Origin of the sequence: Halobellus captivus (assembly GCF_007655485.1) — an archaeon.
GTDB lineage: Archaea > Halobacteriota > Halobacteria > Halobacteriales > Haloferacaceae > Haloquadratum > Haloquadratum captivum.
This window is the reverse complement of record NZ_VJXQ01000003.1, coordinates 396,470-414,734: the sequence shown is the minus strand read 5'-3', so window position 1 is coordinate 414,734 and position 18,265 is coordinate 396,470. Positions and strand designations below refer to the sequence as shown.

Annotated in this window: 19 protein-coding genes; 12 read left to right on the top strand and 7 right to left on the bottom strand. The window is 65.0% G+C overall.

Annotated elements, in window-relative coordinates; genetic code table 11:
• Positions 1 to 61: 61 nt before the first annotated feature.
• Complete coding sequence (locus tag FJT57_RS11440; protein WP_144905280.1) at positions 62 to 2,041, bottom strand: aconitate hydratase; 1,980 nt, start codon at positions 2,039 to 2,041, stop codon at positions 62 to 64.
• Positions 2,042 to 2,283: 242 nt separating this feature from the next.
• Here FJT57_RS11440 and FJT57_RS11435 point away from each other — a divergent pair, with 242 nt between their 5' ends.
• The 4 genes from FJT57_RS11435 to FJT57_RS11420 all read left to right on the top strand — a co-directional run bounded on the left by FJT57_RS11435 (position 2,284) and on the right by FJT57_RS11420 (position 5,309).
• Complete coding sequence (locus tag FJT57_RS11435) at positions 2,284 to 2,784, top strand: deoxyuridine 5'-triphosphate nucleotidohydrolase (RefSeq protein ID WP_275264663.1); 501 nt, start codon at positions 2,284 to 2,286, stop codon at positions 2,782 to 2,784.
• Positions 2,785 to 2,906: 122 nt separating this feature from the next.
• Complete coding sequence (pan2, locus tag FJT57_RS11430) at positions 2,907 to 4,136, top strand: proteasome-activating nucleotidase Pan2 (protein WP_144905276.1); 1,230 nt, start codon at positions 2,907 to 2,909, stop codon at positions 4,134 to 4,136.
• 216 nt (positions 4,137 to 4,352) lie between these two features.
• Positions 4,353 to 4,823, top strand: coding sequence for a pyruvoyl-dependent arginine decarboxylase (locus FJT57_RS11425; RefSeq protein ID WP_144905274.1), 471 nt, complete (start codon positions 4,353 to 4,355; stop codon positions 4,821 to 4,823).
• A 105-nt stretch (positions 4,824 to 4,928) separates the two neighbouring features.
• Entirely contained in the window at positions 4,929 to 5,309 is a 381-nt protein-coding gene (locus FJT57_RS11420; RefSeq protein WP_144905272.1) for a DUF5811 family protein, read from the top strand.
• 37 nt (positions 5,310 to 5,346) lie between these two features.
• On the opposite strand, the gene FJT57_RS11415 is transcribed toward FJT57_RS11420, so the two are convergent.
• Positions 5,347 to 5,589 (bottom strand): hypothetical protein, encoded by a 243-nt coding sequence (locus FJT57_RS11415; RefSeq protein ID WP_144905270.1) that lies wholly within the window; start codon positions 5,587 to 5,589, stop codon positions 5,347 to 5,349.
• Positions 5,590 to 5,785: 196 nt separating this feature from the next.
• On the bottom strand, positions 5,786 to 7,600 hold the full coding sequence (gene infB / locus FJT57_RS11410; RefSeq protein WP_144905268.1) for a translation initiation factor IF-2: 1,815 nt from the start codon (positions 7,598 to 7,600) through the stop codon (positions 5,786 to 5,788).
• Positions 7,601 to 7,814: 214 nt separating this feature from the next.
• Here infB and FJT57_RS11405 point away from each other — a divergent pair, with 214 nt between their 5' ends.
• Positions 7,815 to 8,069, top strand: coding sequence for a PRC-barrel domain-containing protein (locus tag FJT57_RS11405; RefSeq protein ID WP_144905266.1), 255 nt, complete (start codon positions 7,815 to 7,817; stop codon positions 8,067 to 8,069).
• A gap of 14 nt (positions 8,070 to 8,083) precedes the next feature.
• Complete coding sequence (locus FJT57_RS11400; RefSeq protein ID WP_144905264.1) at positions 8,084 to 8,542, top strand: NOB1 family endonuclease; 459 nt, start codon at positions 8,084 to 8,086, stop codon at positions 8,540 to 8,542.
• A 163-nt stretch (positions 8,543 to 8,705) separates the two neighbouring features.
• On the opposite strand, the gene FJT57_RS11395 is transcribed toward FJT57_RS11400, so the two are convergent.
• Complete coding sequence (locus FJT57_RS11395) at positions 8,706 to 9,452, bottom strand: CPBP family intramembrane glutamic endopeptidase (protein WP_144905262.1); 747 nt, start codon at positions 9,450 to 9,452, stop codon at positions 8,706 to 8,708.
• A 109-nt stretch (positions 9,453 to 9,561) separates the two neighbouring features.
• Here FJT57_RS11395 and FJT57_RS11390 point away from each other — a divergent pair, with 109 nt between their 5' ends.
• A complete protein-coding gene (locus tag FJT57_RS11390) occupies positions 9,562 to 9,957 on the top strand; it encodes a DUF6276 family protein (RefSeq protein ID WP_144905260.1) in 396 nt (131 codons plus the stop codon).
• A gap of 49 nt (positions 9,958 to 10,006) precedes the next feature.
• Here FJT57_RS11390 and prf1 read toward each other — a convergent pair whose 3' ends face one another.
• A complete protein-coding gene (gene prf1, locus FJT57_RS11385) occupies positions 10,007 to 11,257 on the bottom strand; it encodes a peptide chain release factor aRF-1 (RefSeq protein WP_144905257.1) in 1,251 nt (416 codons plus the stop codon).
• Between the two features lie 366 nt (positions 11,258 to 11,623).
• Between prf1 and minD the strand changes: the two genes are divergently transcribed.
• Positions 11,624 to 13,129: a cell division ATPase MinD gene (gene minD, locus FJT57_RS11380; protein WP_144905255.1), complete on the top strand. Its 1,506-nt coding sequence runs from the start codon at positions 11,624 to 11,626 to the stop codon at positions 13,127 to 13,129.
• A gap of 54 nt (positions 13,130 to 13,183) precedes the next feature.
• Positions 13,184 to 13,321 carry a hypothetical protein gene (locus FJT57_RS16685; protein ID WP_203229154.1) on the top strand — a complete coding sequence of 46 codons (138 nt, stop codon included), beginning with the start codon at positions 13,184 to 13,186 and terminating at the stop codon, positions 13,319 to 13,321.
• A 67-nt stretch (positions 13,322 to 13,388) separates the two neighbouring features.
• Here the strand turns inward: FJT57_RS16685 and argS are convergent, their stop codons facing one another.
• Positions 13,389 to 15,143, bottom strand: a complete 1,755-nt coding sequence (argS, locus tag FJT57_RS11375; RefSeq protein WP_144905253.1) for an arginine--tRNA ligase — start codon at positions 15,141 to 15,143, stop codon at positions 13,389 to 13,391.
• A gap of 283 nt (positions 15,144 to 15,426) precedes the next feature.
• On the opposite strand from argS, the gene FJT57_RS11370 reads away from it, so the two are divergent.
• From FJT57_RS11370 to FJT57_RS11360, 3 genes are all read left to right on the top strand, one after another.
• Complete coding sequence (locus FJT57_RS11370; protein WP_144905251.1) at positions 15,427 to 16,137, top strand: DUF120 domain-containing protein; 711 nt, start codon at positions 15,427 to 15,429, stop codon at positions 16,135 to 16,137.
• Positions 16,134 to 16,859, top strand: a complete 726-nt coding sequence (gene ribB, locus FJT57_RS11365) for a 3,4-dihydroxy-2-butanone-4-phosphate synthase (RefSeq protein WP_144905249.1) — start codon at positions 16,134 to 16,136, stop codon at positions 16,857 to 16,859. The genes FJT57_RS11370 and ribB overlap by 4 nt, the downstream gene beginning before the upstream one ends.
• 166 nt (positions 16,860 to 17,025) lie before the next feature.
• The gene (locus tag FJT57_RS11360) at positions 17,026 to 17,955 is read left to right on the top strand and encodes a branched-chain amino acid transaminase (protein WP_144905247.1); all 930 of its coding nucleotides are present in this window, start codon (positions 17,026 to 17,028) and stop codon (positions 17,953 to 17,955) included.
• 169 nt (positions 17,956 to 18,124) lie between these two features.
• Here FJT57_RS11360 and FJT57_RS16425 read toward each other — a convergent pair whose 3' ends face one another.
• Positions 18,125 to 18,265 carry a hypothetical protein gene (locus FJT57_RS16425; protein WP_162524336.1) on the bottom strand — a complete coding sequence of 47 codons (141 nt, stop codon included), beginning with the start codon at positions 18,263 to 18,265 and terminating at the stop codon, positions 18,125 to 18,127.

The following is an 18,265-nucleotide window of genomic DNA, read 5'->3' as shown; positions in this document are numbered from 1 at the left end:
CCGCTCGGCAGCGATCTGGAAAGAATAGAGATAGCGAGTCGAACAGCTACGACGATCCGTATCAGTCGTCGGCGGGGGTCGCGCCGCTGCTGCCCTCGTTGGCGTACTGCTCCTTCGTGAGACGAAGCTTACCACCGGCTTTGAGGATGCCGCGCTCGCGCTCGGAGGCGTCGAGTTCGGCGGTGGCCTCCCAGTCGTCGTTCACGCGGATGGTGAACTCGGTCTCGCCGGAGGCGACGGCCTCGGCGACGTCGGTGACGATCTCGACGTCGTCGCCCTGCTCGATCTTCGCGTAGGTGTCCTCGTCGATCGCCAGTGGGACGATCCCGAAGTTGAACAGGTTCGCCTTGTGGATGCGGGCGAACGACTGCGCGAGGACGGCCTCGATGCCGAGGAACTGCGGGCACATCGCCGCGTGTTCGCGCGAGGAGCCCTGGCCGTAGTTCTCGCCAGCGACGAGGACGCCGCCGGGGGAATCGAGCGCACGTTGTGCGAACGTGTCGTCGACGCGCGAGAGCGTGAACTCCGAGAGCTTCTCGATGTTCGAGCGGTACTTGAGGATGTCCGACGTCGCGGGGATGATGTGGTCCGTCGTGATGTTGTCTTGCATCTTCAGGAGCACTTCACCCTGGATGTCTGACTCCAGCGGCTCGCCGATCGGCGCGGAGCCGATGTTCGGGCCCTTGACGAGCCCGTCGTCGACGGCCTCCTCGGGCTCGATGATGTCGGTCTTCGAGCCGTCGTACTTTTCGGGGAGTTCGACGCCGGGGGCTTCGAGGTCGCCGAGTTCCTCAGCGAGATCCCGGGGATCGATGAGTTCGCCCTTGATCGCCGCGGCGGCGGCGACCTCCGGCGAGGAGAGGAAGACGGAGTCGTCCTCGATACCCGAGCGGCCCTCGAAGTTGCGGTTGAACGTCCGCACGGAGACGGAGTCCGAAGACGGCACGTGACCGATGCCGATACAGGCACCGCACGTCGCCTCAGAGAAGTTGACGCCTGCGGCCATCATCTCGGCGGTCCAGCCCTGACGGGCGAGGATCTCCGAGGCCTGCTTCGAGCCGGGTGCGACGATCATCTCGGTCTTCATATTGATCTCACGGCCCTTCAGCATCTTCGCCGCCGGGAGGATGTCCTCGTAGCCGCCGTTCGTACAGGAACCGACCATCACCTGCTCGACGGATTCGCCCGCGACCTCGCGGACGGGGACGACCTTGTCGGGCATCGACGGCATCGCCACGAGCGGTTCGATCTCGGAGAGATCGATGACGATCTCGTCGGCGTACTCGGCGTCCTCGTCGGGCGAGAGTTCGACGTACTCGTCTTCGCGACCCTGTCGCGCGAGGTAGTCCTCCGTCTTCGCGTCGGTCGGGAAGATCGAGGAGGTCGCGCCGAGTTCCGTGCCCATATTGGTGATCGTCGTCCGCTCCGGTACGGAGAGCGTCTCGACGCCGGGGCCGGTGTACTCGAAGACCTTGCCGACGCCGCCCTTCACGGAGAGCCGTCGGAGCATCTCGAGGATGACGTCCTTCGCGCTGGACCACTCGGGAAGCTCGCCTTCGAGGCGAACGTTGACGACTTCGGGCATCTCGACGTAGTACGCGCCGCCGCCCATCGCGACGGAGATATCCAGTCCACCGGCACCGATCGCGAGCTGACCGAGGCCGCCGGGCGTCGGGGTGTGCGAGTCCGAGCCGAGCAGCGTCTTCCCGGGCGCGGCGAAGTTCTCCTTGTGGACGTTGTGGCAAATGCCGTTGCCCGGTCGGGAGAAGTACGCGCCGTAGGTACCCGCGGCGGAGCGCAGGAAGCGGTGGTCGTCGGTGTTCTTAAAGTCGAACTGGTACGTCTGGTGGTCGCAGTACTGCGCCGCCAGTTCGGTCTGCACTTCGTCCAGTTCCAGCGCCTCGAACTGGAGCCACACCATCGTTCCGGTCGTGTCCTGTGCCAGCACCTGATCGATCTCGATCCCGATTTCCTCTCCGGGTTCGAGTTCGCCCTCGACGAGGTGATCGTCGAGAATCTGTTCCGTGAGCGTCTGTCCCATAACGTCCGTGGATCGGCCGTCTACGATTATAAATCCCGCGTGTTTGAGGTCGGAGGTATGTCCCTTATACACATAGTTTGACCTAATTCGATACGAACAGACACCGTTTCCGTCTCGCGGTTTTCGACTGGTAAATAGTAACACAGCGGACGGCAATCGGTGCCGGACGCGTGGTGAGATTGCGACGAGAGCAACGCGCACTGAGGGCTCAATCCGCACTCGTAGACGAGAACGATACCACTTTGCGCACGCGGGACGGCCGTTCCGATATGTTCCGCGCCGGATCCTTCGTCGCAACGCGCGTCGACCCCGTCGACGGCGAGCAGGTACAGCCGAACGGCGTCGATCTCACCCTGGGCGACGTTCTCGAACAGGTCGAACCCGGGCGAATCTCCGTCGAGGGAAAGCACGTCGGCGAACGCGTATCAATCGACGCCGACGACGGCCGCTTCAGCCTCGATCCCGGCGGCTACATCCTCCAGTACGCTGAGACCATCGCGATTCCCGAGGGCCACGTCGGCTTCCTCTACCCGCGGTCGACGCTGATGCGGAACTCCTGTATGCTCAACACGGCCGTGTGGGACGCCGGATACGAAGGCAAAGGCGAGGGCTTGTTGCAGGTGCACCACCCGGTCCGACTCGAACGCGGAGCCAGGGTCGCCCAGCTCGTCCTGGCGGAGGCCGACCACGACGACGTGTACGAGGGGTCGTATCAGGGCGAGCGAACCGGCCGGAGTGAATAAACCGGTTTCGGAGACGGCAGCCACGGTCGTGACAGCCATTCTCGACGGTCATTCTCGACACCAACAATTGACCGGGGCTACCCAAAGGCACATTTACGACCGACCCCAAGAGCGGCCAACTGATGTCACGGAGTCCCTCTCTTCCAGATCGCCCGCGTCTGGACTTAGATCCAGAGATGTCCGACGCCGAGCGATTATCGGCGATACGCCAACACTACGAGCGACTCGTCACCGTCAACGACGAACTCGACGATCGGCTCTCGGCGGCGACCGGGAGACAGGAGGAGCTGCGAGAGGAGGTCGAGCAGTTGAAACGCCGCAACGAGATGCTGAAGACGTCTTCGCTGTATCTCGCGACCGTCGAAGAACTGACCGACGACGGTATCGTGATCAAACAGCACGGCAACAACCAGGAAGTCCTCACCGAGGCATCGCCGCACCTCGACGCGGAACTGCAGGCGGGCGACCGAGTTGCGATCAACGACTCCTTCGCCATCCAGCGGCGCTTGACCGACGAGACCGACTCCCGCGCGCAGGCGATGGAGATAGACGCGTCGCCGCAGGTCACCTACGACGACATCGGCGGCATCGACGATCAGGTCCGGGAGGTCCGCGAGGCCGTCGAGGATCCGCTCGCGAATCCCGAACTGTTCGAAAAGGTCGGGATCCAGCCGCCGTCGGGCGTCCTGCTGCACGGCCCGCCCGGAACGGGAAAGACGATGCTCGCGAAGGCCGTCGCCAACGAGACCGACGCGACGTTCATCAAAATGGCCGGGTCCGAGCTGGTACGGAAGTTCATCGGCGAGGGCTCCCGACTCGTCCGCGACCTCTTCAACCTCGCCGCCGACCGCGAACCGGCTGTCATCTTCATCGACGAGATCGACGCCGTCGCCTCGAAGCGGACGGACTCGAAAACGTCGGGTGACGCGGAGGTCCAGCGGACGATGATGCAACTGCTGTCCGAGATGGACGGCTTCGACGACCGCGGCGACATCCGCATCATCGCCGCCACGAACCGCTTCGATATGCTCGATGAGGCGATCCTCCGGCCGGGTCGCTTCGACCGACTCATCGAAGTTCCCAAGCCCGACGAGGCGGGTCGCGAGCACATCCTCGAGATCCACACGCGCGATATGAACGTCGACGACGACATCGACTTCGCCGAGTTGGCGACGGCGCTGGAGGACTACTCCGGCGCGGAAATCGCCTCGTTGGCCACCGAGGCGGGAATGTTCGCGATCCGCGACGGCCGCACGAAGATCCTGCGGCGCGACTTCGACGACGCCTACGACAAGATCGAGGACGCCGACGAACAGACGACGATTCCCGGGCCGACGACGTATCAGTACTAGACGCGGCGTCAGTCGGGGGATCGACAGCCCCCGATTGGTCCGGCTTCGGATCGGACCGGGTCGGAACGCACTGGTCCGTAACCACCTCGGAACGCACTGGTCCGTAACCACCTCGGAACGCACTGGTCCGTAACCGAACCGGATGGCACCGATCGGGCACCACACCTGACGGCGCCGATCCGTAACCGCTTATCCTTCGCGCCTCTGTTGTCCGGTATGCACACGATCCGAGTCGTTCGCGGCGTGGGCGACGCACCCACGAAGATGGCCTCCTACGACGCCGCCCTCGCCGACGCGAACGTTCACAACTACAATCTCGTTCCGGTCTCGTCGGTGATTCCCGGCGATGCGACGGTCGAGGACGTCGGCACTGCTCCGGGTCTCGGTCCGGCCGGAAACCGCCTCACGGTGGTCGAAGCCCGGGCGACGACCGGCGGCGTCGGCACCGTCTCGGCCGGACTCGGGTGGACGACGGGCCCCGGACCGGGCCTGTTCTACGAATCGTCGGGCGAGGACCCCGAAGCCGTCCGTCGAAGCGTCGAGGTCGGACTCGACGCCGGTCGCGACCTCCGCGAATGGGAGTTCTCCGATGAGGCGGTCGTCGTCACCACGGCCGAGGCCGACGGCGAGGGGTACACGACAGCGGTGACGCTCGCGGTCTACGGCGAGAGCGAGCCGATCTTCTGAAGTTCTCGATTCGGGCGCGACACCGAGTTTACGCACTATCGACGGTTTTTGATGTCGCCGACGGTTTTATACCCGGTGTCCCCCTATCTCCGAGAGCACCACCAAATGAATGGAAACAACCCGTACGCGGGCGCTCCCGGCGTTGTCGACGCGGGCCGTCCCGAGGACGTCGACCTCTCGGCCGCACAGGTACGCAGGCTTCGAACCGCCGTCGCGGGCATCGTCACTCGGACGCAGGGATACCTCCCTGAGGGCTACGCCGTCGGTTCAGAACTCTCCTACGGCGCGAACGGCCCGCAGGCGACGGTCGCCGTCCGACCGCCCGCCGGTCACCCGGTCAGCGCGGGATTCAGCCCCGACGAGGACGACCTCGAAACGGGGCTCTCCGACGAGGACCGCGACGAGGTCGCCCGCGGACTCGCCGCCTCGGCGGCACTCCAAGTGATGAACACCGTCGGCGACGGACTCACGCCGACTGCACGATAACGTCGCTTTCGGACTGGTCTCGATCGTTCTGGTTCAGTTACGCGGATCCACGACGTTTTGCTAACCCGCGCTCGGCCGTCGGCGCGTCGACGAACAACCCGTACCCGAGCAGCAGCGCCGACGGAATCCCGCCGACGCTGACGCCCAGTGCGACCGGCATATCGGTCGCGACGCCGCTACCGATGCCCAAGAGAAGCGGGATCGGGAGCGCGGCGAGAAGGAGGTCGTAGCGCGATACGGTATCGTTCCCGAATGTTGTCGTCGGCGCTGTTCGTCTCATAGGGGCTCAGCTCCGTTCTACTGTACTCGATTTCCGGTTGTAAAACTTACCCCGGAAGACGGGAAGTGTTCGCTCGAAGCCGAGTCGATGATCTGATTCGCGAACACAGACGAACAGTATCATATACTGATAACTTACGGGGTTGTTTTCATAACCGGCCGCTCGTCGAGATAATCAACACCGTATCGGCGGCGCCTTACTTCCCCCAAAACGGATCGCGCTTTCGATGCTTGTCGAGATAGCTCGTCAGCGCCTCCAGTTCGTCGGCCGGGATGTCGTCGGAGAGTTCCTGTTCGAGGATCTTCGCGTGTTTCTCGGGGAGTTCGATCCACAGTTCGTCGCCCTCGTCGATCTGACGACCCACTGTGGGCCCGTCGATGGCGACGGAGACGCGCACTCCCGCGCGGGCTTCGGAGACATCCTCGCCCTGCTCTTGGATGCCCGAGAGTTGGCCGACGCGGGTCGCCTCGTTGCCGTCCCACTTCACGACGTTCTGGTTGTTCTTGATCGTCCCCGAGAGCACCTCGACGCCGACGACCGCCGGGTCGGACTGCCGGAAGACGTGGTCTTCGAGGATCCGGAAGCGACACGGGCGGACGATCTTGTCCAGCACCGTCTCCTGCTGGGCGCGTTCGATCTCGTCGACGTATCCCTCGTACTCCTCGATCAGTTGGTAAATGACGTCGTCGTCGAACAGCTTCACGTCGCTCTCGTCGAGTTCGCGCTCGGCGTTCGAGAGCACCTCGACGTTGAACCCGAGGATAACGCGGTGCTTGTCCTCGTTGGCGGTCGACGCCACGGCGATGTCGCGGGGGGCGATGTCGCCGACCTCCGCGCGGAGGATCGGCACCTCGGCCTCTCGGAGTGCGTTCGCCATCGCCTCTAAGCTCCCGAGCGTGTCGGCCTTGACGACGACGCCCTCCTCCTCCGTGGAGACCTGGATCTCCGCGAGCTCGGACTCGACCTCTTCGATCACCTCGTTCAACTCGCGGTCGCGGACGACGCGGATCGGCGCGCCCGCCATCGCGTCGTCGAGTTCCGGCGCGGCGATTTTGATCCCCGACGCGGCGCGCACCTCCTCGACCTTGTCGAAGCGCTTTTCGACCCGGATTTCGGCGTTCGGACGCGGTTGGAGGAGCGCCCGTACCTCGGTCACGATCGGTCCGTCGATGCCGCCGACGACGATTTTGTCTTCCGCGCGGACGCTCCCGTCGTAGAGGACGACGTCGACGGTCGCGCCGAAGCCGCGCTCGTCTTTGACTTCCAGCACCGTCCCCGCGCCGGGGCCGGTGACGTCGACGGCCATCTGCTCTTTCATATACCGCTGGGAGAGCCCCATCAGCACGGCGAGCAGGTCCGGAACGCCCTCGCTCGTGATCGCCGAGAGCGGCACGACGCCGACGTTCTTCGTGAAGTTCTGGACGCGCCAGTACAGATCGGCCGAGAAGCCCTCGTCAGATAGATCGCCGATGATCTGATAGAGGTTCTCGTCGAGTCGACTCCGGGCGTTCTGTGACTGCTTCTCGTAGGTCACCTGAATCGGCATTCCCTCCTGGGGATTCCATCCCGGAGTCGTGTCGATTTTGTTCGCGGCGACGACGAACGGCGTGCCCGTCCGCTGGAGGATTTCGAGCGCCTCGATCGTCTGCGGCTGGAACCCGTCGTTGACGTCGACGACGACGACCGCGATGTCCGCCAGCGCCCCGCCCCGGGACCGAAGCGTCGTGAACGAGTGGTGCCCGGGGGTGTCGATGAACAGCAGTCCGGGGAGGTCGAAATCGGTGGGATCGACCAGGTCTCCGGCCATCTCCGAAACCGTCTCTAACGGGACGGCCGTTGCGCCGATGTGCTGGGTGATCGCGCCCGCCTCACCCTCGCTCACGGCGGAGCCGCGGATCGTATCGAGCAGCGTCGTCTTGCCGTGGTCGACGTGGCCGAGAACGGCGACGATCGGCGTCCGTAACGCGTTCGGTGCGGCTGTCGAGTCGGCGTCGGCGTCGGTGTCAGACATAGAGAATCAGCCCGGAGAAATTCCTTACCGTAAATCACTGCTGGACTGTAGTTAAGTCCATCGTCATCAGCGGACGACGCCGGTCGCGCGGATTACGGTCAGCGGGTGAGAGAGGCGGCTGTCCGCCCGGTCTGCAGGGCGGTGCTAACGAAAGCTGGATGAGCGCGGCTCTCGCCCCGTGGCGTTTATGTAACAGTACGCAGTACCGTGGGGTATGCCAGACGAACTCGCTGAGGATCTCTCCGGGAAGGGCGTGATGGGGTCGAACGGTGCCCAACTCGGCGAGCTGTACAACGTCGAAATCAACGTCAAAACTGGCGCCATCGGCGACCTGCTCGTCTCCCCCTACGAGGAGACGAACCCGAATCAACTCGGATTCGAGACGGACACCGACGAAAACGAGCAGATCATTCGAATCCCCGTCTCGCACGTACAGGACGTCAGAGACTACATCGTCGTCCAACCATAATTAGGCACCGTCCGATGCAGGTTCTTGATTCTTCGGCGTTCATTCACGAGTACCACACCACAGACGATATTGCGTCCATTCCGATGGTCCGCGAGGAACTAGAGGGCGAGGCGTCGTACCGCTACGACGCCGACGAAGGGGCCGGAATGCACGTCCACATCCCCGCGGCGGGTACCGTCGAGAAGATCCAGCGCGCGGCGCGGGAGACGGGAGACGCGGAGACGCTCTCGGAAACCGACGTCAGGCTGTTGGCGGCGGCGTTCGAACTCGACGCGGTCCTCGTCACCGACGACTACGCGATGCAGAACGTCGCCGAGCACGTCGACATCGACGTGAAGATCATCGCGCGCGAGGGGATCTCCGAGAAGCGCGAGTGGACGTTCCAGTGTCAGGGCTGCGGCCGCGAGTTCGACGAACACCGCGACCGCTGCCCGATCTGCGGGACGGAGTTAGCGCGAAAGAACCCGGCATAACCGCGAACCGCCGAGCAGTGCGCCATTACCCACCGGCGCACTGCTCGGCGGGAGGAACAACACAGAATCGACCGCGCAGCCGATGCGCACGGTCGAGTCGACCGTCCCACGCAGCCGACACTTGCGTTCGAGTCACCGCTCCCGTTCAACTCACCAGCCTCATTCACCCGAGCAGCCCCGTCGTCGACGCGTAGACGACGGCGAACTGAGCGGTGTTAAACAGGCCGTGGACGACCGCCGGAACGACGAGGTTCTCGCTCTTTTCGTAGACGACGCCGAGCGTTCCGCCGAGGACGAGAATCGTCCCGAGCGTCACGTAGAGCCCGTCGCCGCTGTACGAGGAGATGTGCACGGCGGCGAAGATCGCGCTCGCGGCGGCGATAGCAACGCGAGGGCCGTACGCGCGACGGAACAGCCCCTGCACGATGCCGCGAAAGATCAACTCCTCCGTCGGACCGACGAGCAGGATCGTCACCGGAATCAGATACAGGAAGTAGACCGGCTGACCGCTCCCCTGATCGACGATCACGCTGTCGGCACCCTGCACGCCCAAGGCGCTGAGAATCGCCGACGAGCCGACGTACAGCCCGAGCAACGCCGCAAATCCGATCGCGAGCCACTTCAGATCCCCACGCGTGGGGAGACGAACCGGGACGAGATCCAATTGATTTGTCACGACGAGAAAGCCCACGCCCGCGACGCCGAAGCCGATGAACTGGAAGGTGCTCCGAAGCGCCAACCCGAGCGCGCTCTCGTAGGCGATCCCGGCGGCGTCCAACAGCGGGTATCCGAGCGAGACGGCGACGGATGCGAGAAGGACGACGAGCAGGACGACGGCGAGCGAACCGCCGATCGCGCGGAGGTGCCGCCGCGGACCTGACAGCGGGGAGGAACGGGCGTCGGAAGCCATTGGTGGCCGGGACTACGGTATCGTGGCGAATAGGGGTACCGATCCGCGGTCCGACCGCCCGTGTCGTCGGTCCCGAGATGTCTTTGGTGCTCGTCGGCGAAGCCCGACTATGCAAACACACTGTCCGCACTGCGAAGTGTCACTCGTTCGCATAAACGTACCAGGCGAGATCCGCGAGCACGCGCCCGAGAAGGCCGCCATCGTCGGGAGTTGTCCGCGCTGTCTACGCGTCTACGCGGCCATCGACCACGGGGCGACTGACCGCTCGACTGCCGACCTCCCGACAGCGGTTCCCGACGGTGACGGCGGGGTCGCGCTGGTACTCGTCCTCGGGCACCTCGATTCGATCGCGCTCAACCGCGCGGCGATCCAGTCGCTGCTCGACTACGCTGAGGCAGCGGGAACAGACGTCTTTCTCGCGTTGGATCGACTCGCCGATGACGACTCGCTCGCGCCCCACGTCGATATCGCGCGTCGTCGTCGACAGCTCGAATCCTTGTTGTGAACCGATCGACCGCGGGAGGTGCCTCAACCGAGAGAGATGCGTCGTCCGCTTAGACGCCGGTCGAGTACCGCAGAATCCCGGCAATGCCGCCGAAGGCGTCGTAGAGCTGTTCGCCCTTCTCGAAGTCGGTGGAGATGAACTTGGTCTCGGTGCCGCGCTGTTCGGCGATGTCCATCAGGTACTCGATCACGTCCTCGCGGTCGATCTTTTCGGCCTCCTCGCCGCACTCGCTGCAGGTGTGGCCGGGGTCGCCGTGTCGGCGGTCGACGACCTCGTACTCCTCGTGATCGTTCGGACACTCGTAGATCACGACGTCCGAGCGGAGATCTTCGGAGAGCAGCAGGCGGTCGACCGATCCCATCACGAGGTTCCGTCGTGTCGGCCCGAACCCGTAGGTCGCCTCCTCGCCGGTGTGAAGCTTCTTGAAGAACTCCTCCATCTCGGATTTGTCCTTCATCACCTCCTGGTCGGCGAGGACCTCCTGCGCGGCGTCGACGAGATCGTGCAACCCGGACTCGTCGGTGTAGGAGACGTCGAACTTCCCGACGACGAGGTCGCCGACCTCGTGGTGGAGGTAGTCGCCGTCGAGGAACTCGTCTTTCGTCGGCGAGGGGCCGCCCACGAGGACGCCGTCCATCTCGTGGCGCTTCGGGACGAACAGGTCGTTGGCCATCCCGGCGACCTCCTGGTAGAAGTTGTCGATCGCCTCGAGTCGGAGGCGGGCGAACCGCTGGGCCGACTGACCACCTTTCCGCTGCTTGCCCGGGACGAGCGACGACGCGGACTTGACCGGCTCGACGCGCTTGCCCTTCAGCCAGCCGACGTTCGCTTCGCGTCGGTCGAGGACGACCAGGCCGAACAGGCCCTTGTCCGTCAGCATATCCTCTAACGGCTCGGTGAGGAAATCCGAATCGCAGTGATAGCGGAACGACTGGATCGGCTCCGGCGGGCTATCCAGTGCGCGCGTCACCATATCGGTCTGCCCGCCGCCGGAGTTGACCGCGCCGGAGAAGAGGACGATGCCGTTGTCCGGCGGGAAGGTGTCGTAGTAGCGCAGTCGATCCTTGATCGACGTCAGCGCGTCCTGGACGTTCGTCCGCGTCTGTTTAGACTTGATGTTGGACGCCTCCGAGTGCTCCTGGGTGACGTGGGCGACGACGTCGGAGATCTGCTTGTCGGGGGGAATGTAAATCGTGACGAGCTGCGTGCCGGAACCCTCGTAGTCTTTGAGTTCCTCGATGACCTTTCGGAACTCGTACTTCCGACGGTCCTCGTTCACCTCGTCGGCGTCGGTACTCATTACCCGTACTAGCCGCTCCAGCAGGTAAGTAACCTGCGACTACGGCCGGAGCGGTGCGACTGCAGCCCGCGTGATGCGACGACAGTCGAAGCAATGCGACCACTCCCGAAACAATGCGACGACAACTGAAGCGAAACGAGTGCGGTGGGATCGGTGTGCCCGGAGAGAGCGGGGACCGTAGGAGGGAATTGCGTGAGAAGTGAGAGTAGGAGAGTAGGTGTGGGAGGGTCTGGGCAGTGAGAAGAAGTGAGGAGTGAGAGGAGGAGACTGCCGCCGTCTCCGCGCCAGCCGGACGCCGTAATTATCAAAATTCACGGTTCCCCGGACAGATTTATAAGCTCAACGCGGGAGTCACGGAACGAACCTATGGGTCGTGTGTACGCAGTCGTCAGTGCGAAAGGGGGTGTCGGCAAGACGACGACGGCGGCGAACCTCGCCGCCGCGTTGGCCGCCGCGGGATCGAGCGTCGCCGTCGTCGACGGTGATCTGGGGATGGCGAATCTCGGGAGCGCGCTCGGCGTCTCGCTCGGAGACGCCACGCTCCACGACGTCCTCTCGGGCGACGCCGACGTCGAGGAATCGATTCACGACGGGCCGCACGGGATGGCCGTCGTCCCCGGATCACCGGATCTCGACGCGTTCTCGCGGGCGGACCCCGAGAAGATCGAATCCGTGCTCGCCGAACTCAGCGCGGAGTACGAATACGTGCTCCTCGACACGGGTGCGGGGCTCAGCAACGACACCGTCGTCCCGATGACGTTCGTCGACGAGGTGCTCCTCGTTTCGACGCCGACGCGCGACGCGCTGGGCGACACCGACAAGACCCGACAAGTGGCAGTCCGCCTCGGCGTCGACATCGCGGGCGCTGCGCTCAACCGCGCCGACGGGGAGGCAGCGGACCGCGAGTCCGTCGCCGACCTGCTCGACGCCGAAATCCTGCACGTCGTGCCGGAGGCGGCGGTGATCGCGCAGGCCGCCGACGCGGGCGAGCCGCTGACGACGTTCGCCCCGGGCAGCGAGGCGGCGTCGGCGTACCGAACCCTGGCAGCGCGTCTCACTGGTGAGGGAGCCGTCGCCGACGAGAGTGACGAAGCCGTCACTGTCACCGACGAGAGTGGCGAGGGCGCTGCTGTCGATGACGAGGGTGCTGTCGACGCCGCTGCCGACGCCGATATCGACGAGGCGGCTGGTACCAACGAGACAGCCGATGGGGACGGCCCAGACGACGATTCCGACGAGATCAGTCTCGATGATCCGCCCGGAGACGACGTCGACGAGGGCGCACCCGAGTCGGAGCAGGCCGAACTCGATCGCGATTCGGATGCGCCTGAGGCCGAGGACGATATCCCGGTCGCCGGAACATCCGAAGCGGACGGTGACAGCGTCGACCCGCTGGCGGAGTACGACGTGGGTGCGAGCGACGCCGTCGACGAACCGAGCCTCGAATCCGACGCATTTGACTCGCCCGACGCGTCCGACAACGAGACGGACCCGCTCGTCGAACCCGCAAGCGCTGACGAACTCGCGGCCGCGACCGCAGAGCCCGAAGCGGACGCCGACACCGGCGTGTACACGACGCCGCTCTCCGAGGATGCGGCGAGTGACGCGGTCGAAGACGACACAGGAAACGGCGAGGCGGATTCCGACCCGGAGGGCGAAGTGACTGACGTGGCGGAGACGGACGACCCAATCGCCGAAATCGACGACGCGGAGGCAGATGCGGGGGCAGATACGGACCGTTCGAACGGAGGCTCCACGGACGACGCTGCGGGCTCAGACGGAGAGAGCGACGGAGACGTGAGCGAGGAATCGAACGAGGATGACGGCTCCGAAAAGAAAAAGAAAGGGCTCTTCGGCCGGTTCTTCGGCTAGCGTCAGCGCGCCGAAACGGGAAGTTCTTTTATTCGGCTCTGGTGAATCGTCGATATGGCAAACAAAGATTCGCGCGTCCCGTTCTGGTGGCTCATCCTGTTCATTTTGCTCGCGATCGGTGCTGGCGTCGCGACAGTGCTCGCGGTCGGCGGCGAGTTGACAGGGATGGCAGTACTGCCGCTGGCGCTGTGAATTCTCTCAAAGCGTGAATCCGTCCCCGTATTGAAGAATCCCTCTCCGACGGCGTCGAGGCCGGAACTCACATCGATTCGGGCGCTTCGATGCCGAGCGCGTCGAGGGCGTTAGCGACGGTGTGTCGCGACGCCTGGACCAGTCCAAGCCGGGCCGCGGCGACGTCTTCGTCCGCGGCGTTGAGCACCGAACACTCCCGGTAGAACGTGTTGAACGTCTCGGCGAACTCCCGGGCGAACGTGGCGACGACGTGCGGTTCCAGATCCTCGGCGGCCTCCTCAATCACTGCGGGGAAGCGCGCGATGTCGCGGAGCAGGTCGCGCTCGGCGTCTGTATCGAGCACGGAGACGTCGGTCGAGGCGTCGATCCCCGCGGCGGCCGCTTCGCCCTCGATTCCGCAACACCGCGCGTGGACGTACTGGACGTACGGGGCCGACTGCGCCTCGAAGTCGAGCGCGCGCTCCCATTCGAAGGTGATCCCCTTCGTGGGCTGCTTCGAGACGATGTCGTAGCGGACCGCGCCGATGCCGACCTGGTGGGCGATTCGGTCGATGTCGTCCTCGTCCAGTTCGTCGTTCCTGACGCGCGATCCCAGACGGTCTTCGACCTCCTCGCGGGCGCGACGGATCGACTCATCGAGCAGGTCGTCGAGGTCGACGCCGGTCCCCTTCCGTGTCGACATCCCGCCTTCCGGGAGGTTGACCCACGAGTAGAACGTCTGCCGAAGCGTGTCGGTGTCGTTGCCGAGGATTTCGAGCGCGGCTTCGAGCTGTTCGGCCTGTAGCTTGTGGTCCTCGCCGAGAACGGTGACCGCCTCGTCGTAGTTCTCGAACTTCCACTCGTGGTGCGCGAGGTCGCGCGTCGTGTACAGCGTGGTGTCGTCCGAGCGGAGGAACACGAGGTTCTTCTCAAGTCCGAACGCCGAGAGATCGAGCTGCCAGGCCTCCTCCTCGTAGACCGCGTGTTCGGAGTCCTTCAGCCGCTGAACGACGTCGGCGGCGTCGCCGTTGCGGATGAACTGTGATTCCTTGACGAAGCGGTCGAACTCGGCCGGAAGGCGTTCGAGCGAGGTCCGCATCCCGCCGAGCACCTGATCGACGACGACCGCGACGCGCTCGTACGTCTCCTCGTCTCCGGCTTCGAGCCCCTGCATAATGTCGGCGATCTCGGCTTCGGCCGCCTCGGCGACGTCGCCCTCGGCGCTCTCTAAGAACTCGTTTCCTTTTCGGTAGTACCGCACGAGGTCGTAGTCCGCGCGGTCGCGCTCCGGTTCGGGCAGGTCGGACTCCTCGAACGTCTCGTACGCCCATGTGAACACCGCGACCTGCCGACCGGCGTCGTTGACGTAGTAGTGCCGCTCGACGTCGTTTCCGGCGTATTCGAGCACTCGGGCGACCGCGTCGCCGAAGATCGGATTGCGCGCGCGGCCGACGTGGACCGGCCCCGTGGGATTCGCGCTCGTGTGTTCGACGACGACGGACGTGTCCGTCGGGGGGAGCGTCCCGTAGTCGTCCGCACGCCCAGCGTCGAGCGTGTCCGCGTAGTAGGCGTCGGAGACGTAGAAGTTCACGTACGGGCCCTGCGTGTCGACCCGGCCGACGTACTCGCAGTCGTCGATGTCGACGGCGTCGGCGACGTCCTCGGCGACGGCCGGAGGCGCGGCACCGACCGCTCCGGCGAGGCGGAACGCGACGCTCGATGCCAGCGTCGCCGGAACGTCCTCCGGCGGTTCCTCGACCCCGAGGTCGTCGGTCGGGAGGTCGAGCGCGTCCAAGGCGGCCTCGACCGCATTTTCGACCTCCGAACGGAAGGCTCTGAACATACCCGCCGTTCATCTACCGCGGCTAAAGGCCTTTCCGAACGGCGTCGACTCCCCCGCAGGACCGCCCGAGACGGCCGAGAGGCGAGACGGCCCGACTCGGCCGAACGGACGTCGGTATCGACGCCTTTAGGGTCGACCGACCGCAAGTCCGTGATACCTTCCAGAATCGATATCGCCTGTTTTCCCGTCACAATTCGACCTCGTCGTAATTTTCTACCATCTCAGATTTGGAACGCATTCCAAATCCGTTATCCTTAACACGCACGCCCGCCAACCTCGGGTAATGGCAGAATCCGCAGTCTCCGCCGTCGGCCACGACGAGTTGGCGGCGCTGAAGTTCGTCGCCCTGGAGGGCGCGCGAACCGGTCCCGTCAAGATTTCCTGTTCGGCCCTCGCCGATCGCCTCGACGCCTCGAATCAGACCGCCTCGCGTCGGCTGCAGCGGCTGGAACGGGCGGGCCACGTCGAGCGCGACGTGGTCGCAGACGGGCAGTGGGTGTCGCTGACGGAATCGGGCGAGGCGGCGCTTCATCGGGAGTACTCGCACTACCGGCGTATCTTCGAGGAAACCGATCCGTCGGCCGTCGAACTCGACGGGACGGTGACGAGCGGGATGGGCGAGGGCCGCCACTACATCTCGCTTTCGGGCTACATGGAGCAGTTCGAGGAGCGGCTCGGATACGAGCCGTTCCCCGGCACGCTCAACGTCGACCTCGACGAGGAGAGCGTCCGCGCTCGATCGGCGGTCTCGTCACTCTCGGGAATCCCAATCGACGGCTGGGAGGACGACGAGCGGACGTTCGGCCCGGCGACGTGCTACGCGGCGATCGTCGAATACGAGGGCGAAACCGCCGAGACCGCGCACATCATCGTCCCCGAGCGCACGCACCACGACGAGACGCAGTTGGAGATCATCGCCCCCGTTCGCCTCCGTGACGCGCTCGGACTCGAAGACGGCGACGGTGTGACCGTCAGCGTGGAGGCGGTACAATGACGCGAACGACGACCGACGTCGCGGCCGAGAGCACCCCCGAGACCGACCGAGACGTGGAGCCCGCAGTCGACCGCGCCGTGGCCGCGTTCCGGCGCGGTGAGCCGGTCCTGATTCACGACGCCGCGGACCGGGAGGGCGAAACGGACATCGTCTACCCCGCGGCGACGGTCGACGCCCGGGCCGTCGCCCGACTCCGGCGCGACGCCGGTGGACTCGTCTGTACGGCCGTCTCCGACGCTGTCGCCGACGCCGTCGGCCTGCCGTTCCTCGAAGACGAGCTCGAACACCCCGCAGCGGCGGATCACGACCTCGGATACGACGACCGCTCGTCCTTCTCGCTCCCGGTGAACCACCGCGAGACGTTCACCGGCATCACCGACGACGACCGCGCGCTCACGATCCGGCGGCTCGGCGACGCCGCGGCGAAAGCGGCGCAGCCCGAGAGCGACTACGACGCGACGGCCTTCGCCGAGGAGTTCCGCACGCCCGGTCACGTTCACGTGCTCCGCGGTGCGCCGGAGCTGCTCGCGGACCGCCGCGGGCACACCGAACTGGGACTGGCGCTGGCCGAGGCCGCCGACCGCCCCCCGGCGGTCGTCGTCTGCGAGATGCTCGACGCCGACACCGGCGGGGCCCGAACGCCGCCCGCCGCCGCCGCGTACGCCCGCCGCAACGACCTCGTCTACGTCGAGGGCGCAGCCATCATCGAGCAGTTGGGCTGACTATCGAGCGGCGGAACCGTGTTATCGCCGAGTGATTTCGCTGAACGCTTCGCGACGGTCGCATTAATATTCGATCGCGCATACGCGATACCTCGACGGTATCCGGGCTGTATCCCCCGAAGGCGCTCCTGTATGGTTTTATATTCCGGGGCGTAAACCACGGGATATGGGATTCGACGAGATGGACGTCGGCACGATCTGGCAGGACGGTTCGTTCGTCGACTGGGACGACGCGACGGTCCACGTTCTCACGCACGGTCTTCACTACGGAACAGGCGTCTTCGAGGGTGTTCGGTGCTACGACACGGAAAACGGCCCGGCGATCTTCCGCTGGGACGAACACCTCGAACGGTTCTACCAGTCGATGCACCCCTACGATATGGAACTGCCGTACGAGCCCGAGGAACTCACCGAGGCGACGCTCGAACTGCTTCGAAGAGAGGAACTCGAGTCTTGTTACATTCGCCCGGTCGCCTTCTACGGCTACGGCTCGCTCGGCGTCGGCCCGAAGGACAACCCCGTGAACGTCGCGATCGCGGCGTGGCCGTGGGGCGCGTATCTCGGCGAGGAAGCGCTCGAGGAAGGCGTCGAGGTGATGATCTCCTCGTGGCGCAAGCACGCCTCCAGCCAGATTCCGACGAACGCGAAGACGACGGGGCTGTACGTCAACTCGCTGCTCGCTGGCGAGGAGGCCCGTCGGAACGGCTACACCGAGGCGATCGTCCTGAACAAGGAGGGCAACGTCGCCGAGGGCCCCGGGGAGAACATCTTCCTCGTCCGCGACGGCGAGATCTACACACCCGGACTCTCCGAGAGCATCCTCGCGGGCATCACTCGCAACACCGTGATCGATCTCGCCCGCGAGCGCGGTTACACCGTCCACGACCAGGCGACGATCTCCCGCGGCGAACTCAACACCGCCGACGAACTGTTCTTCACCGGCACGGCCGCGGAGGTCACGCCGATCCGGAAGGTCGACAACGTGGTCATCGGGAACGGCTCCCGCGGCCCCGTCACCGAAGAGCTTCAGCAGGCGTTCTTCGACCTCGTCGAGCGGCGCACCGACGCCCACGACGAGTGGTTCACGTACGTCTAGGAACCCACCTTTTTATTCGGGAGTCCTCGGCCGCGCTTTGCGCGGCCTCGAACCCCCGACAAAAACCTGGTGGGAAAAGCTTTCCACGAGGCTCGCGAACGCGAGCCTCGCGGTACAACCGTCCGGAAATCTGCTCAGCACCGCCGAGTTACTCTGCTTCTGAGACGGTTTACCTCTCACCGTCCCCGGCCGCTATCGCGGCTCCGACGCCGTTGAACAGGCCGTAGGCCGCGAGAAACACCCCGACGAAAAAGAGCGCGCTGTCTGCGAGTTGCAAGGCGACGACAAACACCTCGGAGTCCGTACGCAA

What these genes read in the sequence shown, in the direction of transcription:
- FJT57_RS11440 (WP_144905280.1), bottom strand. Translation starts at nt 2,041, where the DNA reads ATGGGACAGACGCTCACGGAACAGATTCTCGACGATCACCTCGTCGAG.
- pan2 (WP_144905276.1), top strand. Translation starts at nt 2,907, where the DNA reads ATGTCACGGAGTCCCTCTCTTCCAGATCGCCCGCGTCTGGACTTAGAT.
- FJT57_RS11425 (WP_144905274.1), top strand. Translation starts at nt 4,353, where the DNA reads ATGCACACGATCCGAGTCGTTCGCGGCGTGGGCGACGCACCCACGAAG.
- FJT57_RS11420 (WP_144905272.1), top strand. Translation starts at nt 4,929, where the DNA reads ATGAATGGAAACAACCCGTACGCGGGCGCTCCCGGCGTTGTCGACGCG.
- FJT57_RS11415 (WP_144905270.1), bottom strand. Translation starts at nt 5,589, where the DNA reads ATGAGACGAACAGCGCCGACGACAACATTCGGGAACGATACCGTATCG.
- infB (WP_144905268.1), bottom strand. Translation starts at nt 7,600, where the DNA reads ATGTCTGACACCGACGCCGACGCCGACTCGACAGCCGCACCGAACGCG.
- FJT57_RS11405 (WP_144905266.1), top strand. Translation starts at nt 7,815, where the DNA reads ATGCCAGACGAACTCGCTGAGGATCTCTCCGGGAAGGGCGTGATGGGG.
- FJT57_RS11400 (WP_144905264.1), top strand. Translation starts at nt 8,084, where the DNA reads ATGCAGGTTCTTGATTCTTCGGCGTTCATTCACGAGTACCACACCACA.
- FJT57_RS11395 (WP_144905262.1), bottom strand. Translation starts at nt 9,452, where the DNA reads ATGGCTTCCGACGCCCGTTCCTCCCCGCTGTCAGGTCCGCGGCGGCAC.
- FJT57_RS11390 (WP_144905260.1), top strand. Translation starts at nt 9,562, where the DNA reads ATGCAAACACACTGTCCGCACTGCGAAGTGTCACTCGTTCGCATAAAC.
- prf1 (WP_144905257.1), bottom strand. Translation starts at nt 11,257, where the DNA reads ATGAGTACCGACGCCGACGAGGTGAACGAGGACCGTCGGAAGTACGAG.
- minD (WP_144905255.1), top strand. Translation starts at nt 11,624, where the DNA reads ATGGGTCGTGTGTACGCAGTCGTCAGTGCGAAAGGGGGTGTCGGCAAG.
- FJT57_RS16685 (WP_203229154.1), top strand. Translation starts at nt 13,184, where the DNA reads ATGGCAAACAAAGATTCGCGCGTCCCGTTCTGGTGGCTCATCCTGTTC.
- argS (WP_144905253.1), bottom strand. Translation starts at nt 15,143, where the DNA reads ATGTTCAGAGCCTTCCGTTCGGAGGTCGAAAATGCGGTCGAGGCCGCC.
- FJT57_RS11370 (WP_144905251.1), top strand. Translation starts at nt 15,427, where the DNA reads ATGGCAGAATCCGCAGTCTCCGCCGTCGGCCACGACGAGTTGGCGGCG.
- ribB (WP_144905249.1), top strand. Translation starts at nt 16,134, where the DNA reads ATGACGCGAACGACGACCGACGTCGCGGCCGAGAGCACCCCCGAGACC.
- FJT57_RS11360 (WP_144905247.1), top strand. Translation starts at nt 17,026, where the DNA reads ATGGGATTCGACGAGATGGACGTCGGCACGATCTGGCAGGACGGTTCG.